Source organism: Alcaligenes sp. 13f (genome assembly GCF_020496585.1).
Taxonomy (GTDB): domain Bacteria; phylum Pseudomonadota; class Gammaproteobacteria; order Burkholderiales; family Burkholderiaceae_B; genus Alcaligenes; species Alcaligenes phenolicus.
The window spans coordinates 204,979-218,097 of the sequence record NZ_JAHKKC010000003.1 but is presented as its reverse complement, the minus strand read 5'-3'; the positions used below and the strand labels follow the sequence as shown (position 1 = coordinate 218,097).

The window sequence follows — 13,119 nt, the reverse complement described above, 5'->3', positions numbered from 1 at the left end:
AGATCTCGTATCAGAGTGGTTTCGTATAGAAGCGAAAAGTCGACTTGGATACGCGATCAGCTACCGCGATAGGTGGACCAGGACCAGGGGGTCACGACCAGAGGTACGTGGTAATTGGCATTGGCATCAGCGATACCAAAGCGAATGCCGACCTGATCCACAAAGCGTGGCTCGGGCAGAGCCACACCGCTGGCGGCAAAGTAGTCACCTGCATGGAACACCAGTTCAAAAACGCCCGTGTGCATGGCCTCGCCTTGCAGCAGGGGCTCATCACAGCGACCGTCGCTGTTGGTGTGAGTGGTTTTGATCAGAGTGCGTTGATCGTTTTCGATGGAATAAAGATCGACGCGCACGCCGCTGGCTGGGCGCCCTTGAGTCGTGTCAAGGACATGGGTTGATAGCTTTCCCATAAATGTCTCCGGTTTATGGTGATCAAAAAAGGTCCAGCGAGCCCAGTTTTGAGAACCGGCCGGGGGCCAACGGTGCAAGGATCAGTGCGCTGGGTTGAGGCCCCGAAACTGTCGCTCTGTTTGAGGAATCAGATTGTCGACAATTTATGTTGACGATTTTGTCGGGGTACCGAATAATTGTCAATAGTCAATAACGAGAAATTCTATGCTTCAGATACGGCGGCAAGAGGGGATGAGCAGTGAATCCCAAGCGCCCAGCGCCTCCTCGCTGCTAGAGGGAGGCATGGCAGATAGCGAGGTCGGGCGTGTTTATAGCCAGATCTTTGATGCGGTCGTTGACCGTCGTCTTTTGCCTGGAACCAAACTGACGGAAGCCACGCTGTGCACGATTTTCGAGTGCTCGCGGGCGACCGTTCGTGCGGCGCTGGCTGCCCTCGAACACGACAAGATTGTGGTTATCGAGCCCAATCGTGGCGCTTTTATCTGGAAGCCGACGGCCAAGCAGACACGGGATGTGTTTGAACTGCGACGAGACCTGGAAGCGCTGATTCTGAAAAAACTGATCAGCTACCCGGATCTGCCGGAGCGTTTGGCTGGCCTGTATGAAATGGTGGAACGTGAACAGCACGCTTTTGAACACGGCGACCGCATCAGCTGGTTGCGCCTGTCAAACGCGTTTCACGTGATGCTGGCGCGCTGCGCTGGCAATGATGAGCTGACCGAGTTGATGCACACCTTGTGCGCCCGCACCACGCTCATCATTGCCTATCACGACACACCGGGCGAACAGGCTTGCTCGTTTTACGAGCACAAAGAGATTTTGGACAAGCTTAGTCAGGGCGACGCCGACGGCGCGCATCTGGCTATGCATCATCACTTAAGTGATTGTGAACATCGCATGAGCGAAGCGGGTGATGGCAGTGCTGCTGATCCTTGGCTGGCCCTCAGCGTAAAACGCTAAACGGAGACGGTATGTCCTTGAGTAAGTACCCTCGTGACCTGGTTGGTTACGGTAAAAACGTGCCTCATGCACAATGGCCTGATCGGGCGCGCATTGCGGTGCAGTTTGTCTTGAACTATGAGGAAGGCGGGGAGAACTGCGTTCTGCACGGTGATCCGGGCTCTGAACAGTTTCTGTCCGAAATCATTGGTGCGGCGGCTTACCCGGACCGTCACCTGTCCATGGAGTCCATTTACGAATACGGCTCGCGTGCCGGTGTCTGGCGGATTCTGAAAGAGTTTGAAAAACGCGGCTTGCCCATGACCATTTTCGGTGTGGGTATGGCGCTGGAGCGTCATCCCGAGCTGGCACAGGAGTTTGTACGCCTGGGCCATGAAATCGCGTGCCACGGTTACCGCTGGATTCACTACCAGAACGTGTCCGAAGAGGTGGAGCGCGAGCATATGCGCCAGTGCGTAAAAGTACTGACGGACCTGCTGGGCCATCACCCTGAAGGCTGGTACACCGGCCGTGATAGCCCCAACACCTTGCGTCTGGTGGCAGAAGAAGGCCAGTTCCTGTACAGCTCCGATTACTACGGTGATGATCTGCCGTTCTGGACCGAGGTTCAACTCAGCGACAATACGGTCAAGCCGCAACTGATTGTGCCTTACACCCTGGATAGCAATGACATGCGCTTTGCGGCTCCTCAGGGCTTTAACACCGGCGATCATTTCTTCTCCTACCTGAAAGACGCGTTTGACGTGCTCTACGAAGAAGGTGAAGAAGCCCCCAAGATGTTGTCCATCGGTTTGCATTGCCGTCTGATTGGCCGTCCTGGCCGCTTCCGTGCCTTGCAGCGCTTCCTGGATTACGTGCAATCGCACGAGCGTGTCTGGGTTTGCCGTCGTGTGGATATTGCTCGTCATTGGGCCGAGCATCATCCCTATCAGCCCAAGGCCTGATCGAGGCAGGGCCAGGGTTCATGCCTCCTGGCCCGTCAGGACGACATCCTGAATATGAGCAGGGTGCCTTCACATTCCGACTCGCCAGGGTCGGAATTGTTGTTTCTGCCCGCTGAAAACAGTACTATTTGACGCTTACGCAGCCGCTCGTACAGGGAGTGTGGCGTCCTGGCTTCTCACTGCTTTGCCGGGGCGGCAGGTGTTGTGCCAGCGCAGCGCGCGCATGGGCTGCAAGGCTGATCGTCTTATAATAGGCAGTTAAATTTTCCATCGCGTTGCATGTAATGAAAACCTCAGAAATTCGTCAGAAGTTTCTTTCTTTTTTTGAATCCAAGGGACATCACATCGTCTCCTCGGCTTCGCTGGTACCAGGCAATGACCCTACCTTGCTGTTCACTAACGCAGGGATGGTGCAGTTCAAAGATGTGTTCACGGGCAAGGAAACCCGACCCTACAACCGTGCAACCAGCTCTCAGCGCTGTGTTCGTGCCGGTGGCAAGCATAATGACCTGGAAAACGTGGGCTACACCGCCCGCCACCACACCTTTTTTGAAATGCTGGGCAACTTCAGCTTTGGCGACTACTTCAAGCAAGACGCCATTCGCTATGCCTGGGAGCTGCTGACGACGGTTTACAAGCTGCCTGCAGAGAAACTCTGGGTCACCGTCTATCAAGAAGACGATGAGGCCTACGATATCTGGGCTTCGGAAATTGGTGTGCCCAAAGAGCGCATCATCCGCATCGGCGATAAGGGTGGCGTACGCTACAACTCGGACAACTTCTGGCAGATGGCCGATACCGGCCCCTGTGGTCCTTGTTCGGAAATCTTCTACGATCACGGCGCTGACGTTTGGGGTGGCCCTCCCGGATCGCCTGAAGAAGACGGCGACCGCTATATCGAAGTATGGAACCTGGTGTTCATGCAGTTCGAGCGTTCCGCCGACGGCACCATGACGCCGCTGCCCAAGCCTTGTGTGGACACCGGCATGGGCCTGGAGCGTATTTCGGCTGTGCTGCAGCACGTGCATTCCAATTACGAGATCGACCTGTTCCAGTCTCTGATTCAGGCCGCCGCACGCGAAACCAAGACCAGCGACTTGAGCAATAACTCGCTCAAGGTGATTGCTGACCACATCCGTGCTTGCAGCTTTCTGATTATTGACGGGGTCATCCCCAGCAATGAAGGCCGTGGCTATGTGCTGCGCCGTATTATTCGCCGTGCCTTGCGTCACGGTCACAAACTGGGTCAGAAGGGCTTGTTCTTTTACCGTTTGGTACAGGACTTGGGCCTGACCATGGGCGAAGCCTACCCCGAGCTGATTAGCCAGCGCGAGCGTATCGAACAAGTGCTGCGCCAGGAAGAAGAGCGTTTCAGCGAAACGCTGGAAAATGGCATGCGCATTCTGGAAGGCGCTTTGGCCAACCTGCCGGAGAATGCCAAGCTGGACGGCCAGACGCTGTTCACCTTGTACGATACCTACGGTTTCCCCGTGGACTTGACCGCCGACATCTGCCGCGAGCGTGGCATTGAGGTCGATCTGGACGGTTTTGAAGTTGCCATGGAAAACCAGCGTCAGATGGCACGCGCTTCGGGCAAGTTCAAAACAGCCGAAGGCTTGAGCTATTCCGGTGTGCAGACCCGTTTTGATGGCTACACCACCCTGGAAGGCAGCGGCACCGTTACCGCCTTGTATGTGGATGGCACCTCGGTGCAGTCCGTGGCTCAGGGTCAGCAAGCGGTGGTGGTTCTGGATGCCACCCCTTTCTACGCCGAATCCGGTGGTCAGGTGGGGGATGCCGGTATCTTGAGCGATGCCAAGGGCCTGTCCTTTGAAGTGCAAGATACTCAAAAGATTTCCAATCAGGTTTTCGGCCACCAAGGGGTGCTGAACGCAGGCACGCTGACAGTGGGCCAGACTGTTCAAGCCCAGGTGGATACCGAGCGCCGTGAGCGCGTGATCCGTAATCACTCGGCCACGCACTTGATGCACAAGGCCTTGCGTCAGGTGCTGGGCGGTCACGTGCAGCAACGTGGTTCCCTGGTGGACGCCGAAAAGACCCGTTTTGACTTTGCTCACGATGCCGCCATGACGGCCGAGCAAATCGCTCAGGTCGAAGCCATTGTGAATGAGCAGGTTCTGGCTAACCAGGCCGTGCAAGCCCAACTGATGTCCTTTGATGACGCTGTTAGCGGTGGTGCCATGGCTTTGTTTGGCGAAAAGTACGGCGATGAAGTGCGCGTACTGGATATCGGTTTCTCGCGCGAGCTGTGCAGCGGTACTCACGTTCAACGTACGGGCGATATTGGCCTGTTCAAGATTGTCTCGGAAGGCGGTGTAGCCGCTGGCGTGCGCCGTGTCGAGGCCATCACCGGCACCAACAGCCTGCATTGGGTACAAGCGCAGGAACGCTTGTTGAACGACGCTTCTGCCAGTCTGCGTACGCAGCCAGAGGGTCTGGTTGCCCGTATCAGCGCCTTGCAAGGTCAGATCAAGGATCTGGAGCGCGAGCGCGAACAAATGCAATCCAAGCTGGCTGCTTCGGCAGGCCAGGATCTGCTGGCTCAGGCTGTCCCGTTGAATGACAGCAGCCGCTTGCTGGTTGCCACGTTGCAAGGCGTGGAGGCCAAAGCCTTGCGCGAAATGGCGGATCAGTTGAAGAACAAGCTGCAGTCTGCCGTGATCCTGCTGTCTATCGTGGCAGACGGCAAAGTCAGCCTGGTGGCTGGCGTGACGCCTGACCTGACCTCCAAGGTCAAGGCGGGTGATCTGGTGGGCTTTGTGGCCTCGCAAATGGGCGGGAAGGGCGGTGGTCGTCCTGACATGGCCATGGGCGGCGGTACCGATGCCAGCGTTCTGCCGCAGGCCAATGCTTCGGTGCAGGCCTGGGTTCAAAGTAAATTGGGTGCGTAATGACGATGTCCGAGACCGGCGCATTGCCCAACAGCGATCTGCAGGTTGATGCAAGTGGGCTGAAATGCCCCTTGCCTATCTTGCGTGCCAAGAAAGCCTTGGCACAGCTGGAATCCGGGCAAGTGTTGCAGGTCATCACGACCGATCAGCACGCCATTCAAGATTTTCAGGCTTTTTGTCGCCAAACTGGCAACGAACTGTTGGCTCAAGACCAGCAAGCCGAAAAAACTCTGCATTTTTTACGCCGTCGTTGAGCCGACGGCGGTAGAATACTGCTTTGTCTGTTGCGTCTCTAGCACTGAATCTGCTATCTTAGCGTGTTACTTTTGGCATGCTTGCCAGAATAGTGCTAGAATTTTTTGTTTACCTTACACAATAAAGGGATTATCAATGGTGGTAATTCGCTTGGCCCGTGGTGGCTCCAAAAAGCGTCCTTTTTACAACGTAGTAGCCGCCGAGGCGAGCCAACGCCGTGATGGTCGCTTCATCGAACGTCTGGGTTTCTACAACCCCGTTGCTGGCGAAGGTCATGAAAACCTGCGTCTGCAAATGGACCGCGTTAAGCACTTCACCGACAACGGTGCTCAGGTTTCGCCTGCTGTGGCTCGCCTGTTGAAAGAATACTCGGCTAAGGTTGCTTCGGCTGCCTAAGTTGATTCACCTGTTTTTTTAGTAGCGTTTAGTGTGAAGCAATCTGCGATTCCTGCTGACCTTGTTGAGCTCGGTCGTATTGTTTCCGCTTATGGTGTGCGTGGTTGGGTCAAGATCCAGCCGCATTCCATGCAAACCAAGGCGCTGCTGAATGCAAAGACATGGTGGTTAAAAACGCCCCGGCCTGAATCTCAGGCGGGCGTTTTTGCGTCTGTGTCACCCAGACAGATACAAACCGCAAAGCAGCATGGTGCAACCATCGTGGCGCAGTTTGAGGGTCTGGATAATCGAGAGCTGGCTCAAGCTCTCAAGGGGCATACCGTTTGGGTATCCCGTGCCGCTTTCCCCAAAGCGGACGAAGACGAATTTTATTGGGTCGATCTGATCGGCTGCCGCTTCTTTGGCGAGCAGGACGGCCAGGCTGAAAGCCTGGGCGAAGTGGTGGAAGTGCTGGATAACGGCGCGCATGCCATTTTGGTCGTGCACCGCGGCTCCTGGGATGCCGAAGGTGTTTTTACACCTGTAAAGGACGAACAGGGCAGGCCGCTTGAAGAGCTGGTTCCCTTTGTGCAAGCCATTGTGCATACGGTGGATATGTCCGCCCGCGAGCTGCACAGCCACTGGGCGATTTGATCGTTTCAATCCTGCGCACCTGCATGGCTCTGGCCTGACTGGTCGAGCCTTGTAAAGCGTATCCGCTTTTTTCTCTTGCCGAGTCCTCATGCGATTTGATGCCCTGACCCTGTTCCCGGACATGTTTGATGTGGTCAGCGAGGCTGGGGTTACCGGCCGTGCGCACAAACAGGGCATCTGGCAGATGCGGACCTGGAACCCGCGCGACTACACCACTGACGTGCACCGTACCGTAGACGATCGTCCTTACGGCGGTGGCCCAGGCATGGTCATGCTGGCTGACCCCTTGAATGATGCCCTGGATCAGGCTTTGGCTGATCGTGGCGATAGCCCGGAAGTGATTTTGCTAAGTCCCACAGGGCGACGCTTTGACCAGGCTGTGGCTCAGGAACTGGCTCAAGGTCCCGGTGCGGTTCTGGTTTGCGGTCGCTATGAAGGTATCGATCAACGCTTTATTGATGCGCGCGTCACCCAGGAACTGTCTTTGGGGGACTTTGTGCTGTCTGGCGGCGAAATTGCCTCGCTGGCGATTATTGATAGCGTGATTCGGCTTTTGCCCGGCGTGTTGAATGACGCTGACTCGGCTCGTCAGGACTCTTTCCATGCCGACAATAGCGGCTTGCTGGATAGCCCGCATTACACGCGTCCCGAGGTATACCGCGATCAGGCGGTGCCCGACGTGTTGATGTCTGGTCATCATGGTCGTATCCAGGCATGGCGGCGTGAGCAATCCCTGCGTTTGACAGCCTTGCGGCGGCCCGAGTTGATTGAGCAGGCCCGTCAGCGTGGCGAACTTAGCAAGGCAGACGAGCGCTTTTTGGCATCTTTGGCTTCCTTGAGCGAATAGCTTTGTTTAAAGCGTTCGCCAAACCTTAACGGTCCGTTTTTATGCGGGCCGTTTTGTATCTGGGTGACTTTGTTAGTCGTACTGGCCAAGCTGCAGTTGCGAATTTTCCGCAGGGGTGTCGTCCTTGGTATTCAGTGTCTGCCGTCCCCAGCTCATCAGGGCCATCCCGCTAATCGCCAGCAAACCTCCGCCGATCAAGGATGGGTTCAGGGTCTCCTTAAGCCACAGGCTGGACAGTAAAACGCCAAACAGCGGTACCAGGGCCAGGTAGGCGCCTGCGGATGTGGCGCCCAGGCTTTTCACGCCGTGCATATACCAGGCGAAGGCCAGAGCCGTTGAACCCAGGCCCAAGGCCAATACGCTGTACCAGGCTTGGCTTGGCGCATGGATCAGGCTGCCCCAGGCCGAAAGACCCTCCACCCCCAAGCTGCTGATGGACAGCAGCACTGCGCCAATCAATGTGGTCATGCTAGTGGCGGTCAGAGAATCTACGGTGGTCAGTACGGTGCGGCCAATCAAGGTGTAGCTGACCCAGCACAGAGCACAGCCCAGTAATAGCCACTCGCCTATTCCACTCTGGCCCGGCATGAGGCTGCTGATAGAGCCGGCACTCAGGGCATAGAGAGCCCCTGATACGGCCAGGATTACTCCCAGGCTCATCTTTTTGTTGACTGGCTCGCGAAACAACAAAGAGGCCAGAATCAGGATCAGGACCGGGTTCAGAGCAACGACCATGCTGGCCTTGCCTGCTGGCACCAGTTTTAGGGCCAGAAGAAAGAAAATTGAATAGCCAAATACCCCAAAAGCCGAGGCGTTAAGCAGACCTAGCCATTCTCGGGAGTCAAGTGTGCATAGGGCTTTCAGTCGGCCGCTCCAGCTCATCCAAAGCAGCAGTGCGACGCTGGCAATCAGGAAGCGCAGACTGGCTGCCGCCAAAGGCGGCATGGCTTGCGCCACGACTCGGCCCCAGGGCCAGGAGGCCCCCCACAGAGCGACCATGCCAATCAGGCGTAGGTGTACGGAGTAGTTGGGAGATTTCATTAAAGCCACTATGGAGAAGATTTCAGCAGGGGTACTATTTACTTTTATTGCTTCATAGTCGAATGAGTAAACGCTCATGACCTTCACTCAACTAGAAATCTTTTCCGTGCTGGCCAGGATAGGCAGCTTCTCTCGGGCAGCCAGTGCCTTGGGGGTGACGCAAAGTGCGGTCAGTCATGCGCTCAAGCAGCTGGAGGCCGATTTGGGTGTCTGCCTGTTTTCTCGTGGCCCGACCTCAGTAGAGCTGACTGAAGTGGGGGCTAAGTTGCTGCAACGTGCCAACGATATCCTGCAGCAGAAAGAGGCCTTGCATCAGGAGGCCTGCTACGAGCAGGGAATTGCCCGTGGCACCTTGCGTATTGCTTCTTTTGGGGCTTCCTCGTCCTTGCATTTGCTGCCGCATTTATTGGCGTGCTACAGGCAGACGCATCCCGAAGTGGAAGTGCAGATTGATGAGGGTATTGATAGTGAAGTGGCGCAATGGCTGTTGGAGCGGCGTGTGGAGCTGGGCTTTGTGATCTTGCCAGATGATCGCTTTGATTGCTTACCCTTGGCCCAGGATGAGCTGGTGGCCGTGCTGCCGGCAGAGCATCATTTGGCCGTTTGCGCCCGTGTTTCTGCCAGTGACTTTCATGACTTGCCGTTTATTCGGACTGCGGCAGGCTCTGGCCCGCATGTAGATCGGTTTCTTGCGGCAGCAGGGGCGGTCCCCAGGACCTTGTTCCGTTTCGAGCAGTTGTCCTCCATGTTGGGCTTTGTCGCGCAAGGAGTGGCTGTGACCATCGCGGGCAGACTGGCCTTGCCGGAGCCGCCAGAAGGGGTGATTTATCGCAGCCTGGAGCCGTGTAGGCCTCGTGAAATTGCTCTGGCGGCTCTGAATTTCGAGCGGCTTTCTCCTGCTGCTCAGGCGTTTTTGCGGATAGCCCGGAAAATACATCACAAGAGGTGATGCGCTCAGGATGGCTTCGCTTTTTCTTGTTGTGTCAGTGCGGGATAGCTTCTGTGCGCGACCGGTCTGCGCTGGTGTGATGTTCCTGTGGTCTTCTGTTTCGTATGAACAGGGAGGGTGTGTTACGAGTAATCGGAATAGTGCAGCGGGATTGAAGGACCATAGATGTAAAAAGGCCCTGCACTAGTGCAGGGCCTTCTCTCGTCACCGAGACCTGATTCAGGCGATTAGCCCAGACGATCAAACTGCTGTTTCACCTTGGCCAGTGTCTCACCGAATTGAGCCACGCGCAGGCGCTCCTGTTCAACTACGGCGGCAGGTGCACGTTCTACAAAGCTGGCGTTGCCCAGTTTGGCTTCGGCCTTGTTGATCTCACCTTGCAGACGTTCGATTTCCTTGGACAGGCGGATACGCTCCGCTTCCACGTCAATCTCTACGTGCAGCATCAGCTGAGTGGTGTCGACCACTTGTACTGGGGCGCCGGCGTCGGCGGGCAGTTGATCCACGATGTCTACGCTTTCCAGTTTGCACAAGCTGGCCAGATAGGGGCTGTTGGCGCTCAGGATTGCAGCGTCACCTTGGGCAACCAGTGGCACGCGCTGAGCGGGCGAGAGGTTCATCTCGCCGCGCAAGGCGCGAATCGCGTCCACTTGGGCTTTTAGTTCTGCAACCTGTGCCATGGCCTGTTCATCAATGGCGGCCGGATTGGCGATAGGGTAGGGCTGGACCGAAATACTGGTGGTTTCATTGGCAGCACGTTTGCCAGCTACCACCGAGACTTTCTGCCACAGCTCTTCCGTAATGAACGGGATGATGGGGTGTGCCACGCGCAACACCACTTCCAGTACACGGATCAGGGTGCGGCGGGTGCCCAGCTGCTGCTCGGGCGTGCCGTTCTGGATCTGGGTCTTGGCCAGTTCCAGATACCAGTCGCAGTACTCGTCCCAGACAAAGTGGTAGATGGCGTTGGCGACGTTGTCGAAACGGTAGTCGGCAAAACCGCGCTCGGCGTCCTGTTCCAGGCCTTGCAGCAGGCTGATGATCCAGCGGTCTGCAAAGCTCAGTTCGGCAGCAGCGTCGGTGTGCAGTTCATGGCCTTCGGTGTTCATCAGCACAAAGCGGGTGGCGTTCCACAGCTTGTTGCAGAAGTTGCGATAGCCTTCACAGCGCTTCATGTCGAAGTTGATGTTGCGACCCAGGGTGGCGTAAGCGGCCATGGTAAAGCGCAGCGCGTCCGTACCGAAGGCGGGGATGCCATCGGGATAGTCCTTCTTGGTGCGCTTGCTAATGCTTTGAGCCTGCTTGGGATTCATCAAGCCAAAGGTGCGCTTGTGTATCAGGCTTTCCAGGTCGATGCCGTCGATCAAATCCACCGGGTCAATCGTGTTGCCCTTGGATTTGCTCATCTTCTTGCCTTCCATATCGCACACCAGTCCGTGAACATAGACGGTGTTGAACGGAACGCGGCCGGTCAGGTGCATGCTCATCATGACCATGCGGGCCACCCAGAAGAAAATAATGTCGAAGCCAGTTACCAGCACGCTGGAGGGCAGGTAACGAGCCAGATCCGGGGTTTCTTCAGGCCAGCCCAGATCGGTGAAGGGCACCAGGGCAGAGGAGAACCAGGTGTCCAGTACGTCCTCGTCGCGGCGCAGCGGGCCGGTCACGCCAGCGGCACGGGCTTGTTCCAGAGCGTCTTCTTCGGAGCGGGCGACAAACAGGCTGCCGTCTTCGGCGTACCAAGCGGGAATTTGGTGACCCCACCACAGCTGACGGGAAATACACCAGTCCTGAATATTGTTCAGCCACTGGTTGTAGGTGTTGGACCAGTTGTCGGGGTAGAAGCGCACACGGCCATCGGCCACCACATCCAGGGCAACCTGGGTGATGCTCTTGCCAGGGTGCAGGGAGTCGTCTGGCGCAGGCTTGCTCATGGCGACAAACCACTGGTCGGTCAGCATGGGTTCGATAACCGTATTGGTACGGTCGCCGCGTGGCACCATCAGTTTGTGTGGCTTGACGGCCTTGAGCAGGCCCTGGGCTTCCAGGTCGGCCACGATTTGCTTGCGTGCAGCAAAGCGCTCCAGGCCTTGGTAGGCTTCGGGGGCGGTGTCGGCAATATGGGCATCCAGCGTCAGGATGCTGATCATTTCCAGGCCGTGGCGCTGGCCAACGGCGTAGTCATTGAAGTCGTGGGCAGGAGTAACCTTCACCACGCCGGTACCAAAGGCCGGGTCTACGTAGTCGTCTGCGATGATCGGGATGGAACGGCCAACCAGGGGCAGGGTAACGGTTTGACCGATCAGGCCGATATAGCGCTCGTCTTCAGGATGCACCATCAGGGCAACGTCGCCCAGCATGGTTTCGGGGCGGGTGGTGGCCACCGTCAGGTGGGTCAGACCGCCTTGAGGTGTGGTCAGCGGATAGCTGATTTCCCACAGATGGCCGTCTTCTTCCTCGCTGACCACTTCCAGATCAGACACGGCGGTGCCCAGCACGGGGTCCCAGTTCACCAGGCGCTTGCCGCGGTAAATCAGGCCTTGCTCGTACAGACGGACAAAAGTTTCCAGCACGCCACGGGACAGATTGTCGTCCATGGTGAAGTATTCGCGGCTCCAGTCACAGGACGCGCCCAGGCGACGGAACTGGCCGGTAATGGTATTGCCCGACTTCTCTTTCCACTCCCAGACTTTTTCCAGGAATTTCTCGCGGCCCAGGTCGTGGCGGCTAATGTTCTGGGCATCAAGCTGGCGTTCCACGATGATCTGGGTCGCAATCCCGGCGTGGTCGGTACCGGGAATATAGACCGTATCGTCGCCTTTCATGCGGTGGTAGCGCGTCAGGCCATCCATGATGGTCTGATTAAAGGCGTGGCCCATGTGCAAAGTCCCGGTGACGTTTGGTGGTGGGGACTGGATCACAAAGGGTTCGGACTGATGATCACCCAAGGGCTGGACATGTTGGCCACCCTTGAAAAGGTCGGCTTGCTCCCAGCGCGCGTACCAGCGCGTTTCGATTTCCTGGGGTTCAAAGCTCTTGGATAATTGCTCGTCGGAGGTCGTAGCGGATGAGTTGGTCATGGTGATGCGGTCTGCCTGCCCCTTATTGCACGTTCAGTGCCAGATAGGGCGGGACTAATCCTGGGTAAAAAACGAATTTAAGATGCACTATTTTAAGATGTGGCCGTGCGTCTTTGGCGTGGTAAAATGCCGGGTTGCCGTAAATCTGATGAAAGTGCTTGTTTTCATTAAAAAATTTAGCGCGAACCGTCGGATCTGCATTTTGCTTTACGCAGCAAAGACTACACTATATTGTTCTTATTTGGATTTTCACATGGCTATTGAACGCACTCTGTCCATTATCAAGCCCGACGCTGTTGCTAAAAACGTGATCGGTCAGATTATTTCCCGCTTTGAAGGCGCTGGCCTGAAAGTGATCGCTGGTCGCCTGGTTCACCTGTCCCGTGGCGAAGCCGAGCGCTTCTACGGCGTGCACGCCGAGCGTCCTTTCTTCAAGGATCTGGTCGACTTCATGGTTTCCGGTCCTGTGTTCGTTCAAGTTCTGGAAGGCGAAGGCGCCATTGCCAAGAACCGCGAACTGATGGGCGCTACCGACCCCAAGAAAGCTGACGCCGGCACCATCCGTGCTGACTTCGCTGAAAGCATCGACGCTAACGCCGTTCACGGTTCCGACGCTCCTGAAACCGCTGCTGTCGAAATCGCTTTCTTCTTCCCAGAGTGCAACGTTTACAGCCGTTAATTCGTTAAACCG

General features: G+C 56.5%; 12 protein-coding genes. 9 read left to right on the top strand and 3 right to left on the bottom strand.

Annotated elements, in window-relative coordinates:
* Positions 1–56: 56 nt before the first annotated feature.
* Positions 57–410: a hydroxyisourate hydrolase gene (gene uraH / locus KOE80_RS03730; RefSeq protein ID WP_009455919.1), complete on the bottom strand. Its 354-nt coding sequence runs from the start codon at positions 408–410 to the stop codon at positions 57–59.
* Between the two features lie 232 nt (positions 411–642).
* Here uraH and KOE80_RS03725 point away from each other — a divergent pair, with 232 nt between their 5' ends.
* From KOE80_RS03725 to trmD, 7 genes are all read left to right on the top strand, one after another.
* On the top strand, positions 643–1,371 hold the full coding sequence (locus KOE80_RS03725) for a GntR family transcriptional regulator (RefSeq protein WP_035272249.1): 729 nt from the start codon (positions 643–645) through the stop codon (positions 1,369–1,371).
* Positions 1,372–1,382: 11 nt separating this feature from the next.
* Complete coding sequence (puuE, locus tag KOE80_RS03720) at positions 1,383–2,315, top strand: allantoinase PuuE (protein ID WP_021446474.1); 933 nt, start codon at positions 1,383–1,385, stop codon at positions 2,313–2,315.
* A gap of 284 nt (positions 2,316–2,599) precedes the next feature.
* Positions 2,600–5,227, top strand: coding sequence for an alanine--tRNA ligase (gene alaS / locus KOE80_RS03715; protein ID WP_226348388.1), 2,628 nt, complete (start codon positions 2,600–2,602; stop codon positions 5,225–5,227).
* Positions 5,227–5,481, top strand: a complete 255-nt coding sequence (locus KOE80_RS03710; RefSeq protein WP_009455909.1) for a sulfurtransferase TusA family protein — start codon at positions 5,227–5,229, stop codon at positions 5,479–5,481. Before alaS ends, KOE80_RS03710 begins: the two co-directional genes overlap by 1 nt.
* Positions 5,482–5,617: 136 nt before the next feature.
* Entirely contained in the window at positions 5,618–5,878 is a 261-nt protein-coding gene (gene rpsP / locus KOE80_RS03705; protein ID WP_009455906.1) for a 30S ribosomal protein S16, read from the top strand.
* Positions 5,879–5,911: 33 nt separating this feature from the next.
* Positions 5,912–6,511, top strand: a complete 600-nt coding sequence (gene rimM / locus KOE80_RS03700) for a ribosome maturation factor RimM (protein ID WP_060185248.1) — start codon at positions 5,912–5,914, stop codon at positions 6,509–6,511.
* 88 nt (positions 6,512–6,599) lie between these two features.
* Positions 6,600–7,358, top strand: coding sequence for a tRNA (guanosine(37)-N1)-methyltransferase TrmD (gene trmD / locus KOE80_RS03695; protein ID WP_060185247.1), 759 nt, complete (start codon positions 6,600–6,602; stop codon positions 7,356–7,358).
* 72 nt (positions 7,359–7,430) lie between these two features.
* On the opposite strand, the gene KOE80_RS03690 is transcribed toward trmD, so the two are convergent.
* Positions 7,431–8,399 carry a DMT family transporter gene (locus tag KOE80_RS03690; protein WP_226348387.1) on the bottom strand — a complete coding sequence of 323 codons (969 nt, stop codon included), beginning with the start codon at positions 8,397–8,399 and terminating at the stop codon, positions 7,431–7,433.
* A 76-nt stretch (positions 8,400–8,475) separates the two neighbouring features.
* Between KOE80_RS03690 and KOE80_RS03685 the strand changes: the two genes are divergently transcribed.
* A complete protein-coding gene (locus KOE80_RS03685; protein ID WP_083053369.1) occupies positions 8,476–9,348 on the top strand; it encodes a LysR family transcriptional regulator in 873 nt (290 codons plus the stop codon).
* 227 nt (positions 9,349–9,575) lie between these two features.
* Here the strand turns inward: KOE80_RS03685 and KOE80_RS03680 are convergent, their stop codons facing one another.
* The gene (locus tag KOE80_RS03680; RefSeq protein WP_226348386.1) at positions 9,576–12,428 is read right to left on the bottom strand and encodes a valine--tRNA ligase; all 2,853 of its coding nucleotides are present in this window, start codon (positions 12,426–12,428) and stop codon (positions 9,576–9,578) included.
* A 253-nt stretch (positions 12,429–12,681) separates the two neighbouring features.
* Here KOE80_RS03680 and ndk point away from each other — a divergent pair, with 253 nt between their 5' ends.
* The gene (ndk, locus tag KOE80_RS03675; RefSeq protein ID WP_009455885.1) at positions 12,682–13,107 is read left to right on the top strand and encodes a nucleoside-diphosphate kinase; all 426 of its coding nucleotides are present in this window, start codon (positions 12,682–12,684) and stop codon (positions 13,105–13,107) included.
* The last annotated feature ends 12 nt before the right edge of the window (positions 13,108–13,119 follow it).

Bases quoted from the DNA above. Each gene is read 5' to 3' on its own strand.
- uraH (WP_009455919.1), bottom strand. From the start codon at position 410: ATGGGAAAGCTATCAACCCATGTCCTTGACACGACTCAAGGGCGCCCA.
- KOE80_RS03725 (WP_035272249.1), top strand. From the start codon at position 643: ATGAGCAGTGAATCCCAAGCGCCCAGCGCCTCCTCGCTGCTAGAGGGA.
- puuE (WP_021446474.1), top strand. From the start codon at position 1,383: ATGTCCTTGAGTAAGTACCCTCGTGACCTGGTTGGTTACGGTAAAAAC.
- alaS (WP_226348388.1), top strand. From the start codon at position 2,600: ATGAAAACCTCAGAAATTCGTCAGAAGTTTCTTTCTTTTTTTGAATCC.
- KOE80_RS03710 (WP_009455909.1), top strand. From the start codon at position 5,227: ATGACGATGTCCGAGACCGGCGCATTGCCCAACAGCGATCTGCAGGTT.
- rpsP (WP_009455906.1), top strand. From the start codon at position 5,618: ATGGTGGTAATTCGCTTGGCCCGTGGTGGCTCCAAAAAGCGTCCTTTT.
- trmD (WP_060185247.1), top strand. From the start codon at position 6,600: ATGCGATTTGATGCCCTGACCCTGTTCCCGGACATGTTTGATGTGGTC.
- KOE80_RS03690 (WP_226348387.1), bottom strand. From the start codon at position 8,399: ATGAAATCTCCCAACTACTCCGTACACCTACGCCTGATTGGCATGGTC.
- KOE80_RS03685 (WP_083053369.1), top strand. From the start codon at position 8,476: ATGACCTTCACTCAACTAGAAATCTTTTCCGTGCTGGCCAGGATAGGC.
- KOE80_RS03680 (WP_226348386.1), bottom strand. From the start codon at position 12,428: ATGACCAACTCATCCGCTACGACCTCCGACGAGCAATTATCCAAGAGC.
- ndk (WP_009455885.1), top strand. From the start codon at position 12,682: ATGGCTATTGAACGCACTCTGTCCATTATCAAGCCCGACGCTGTTGCT.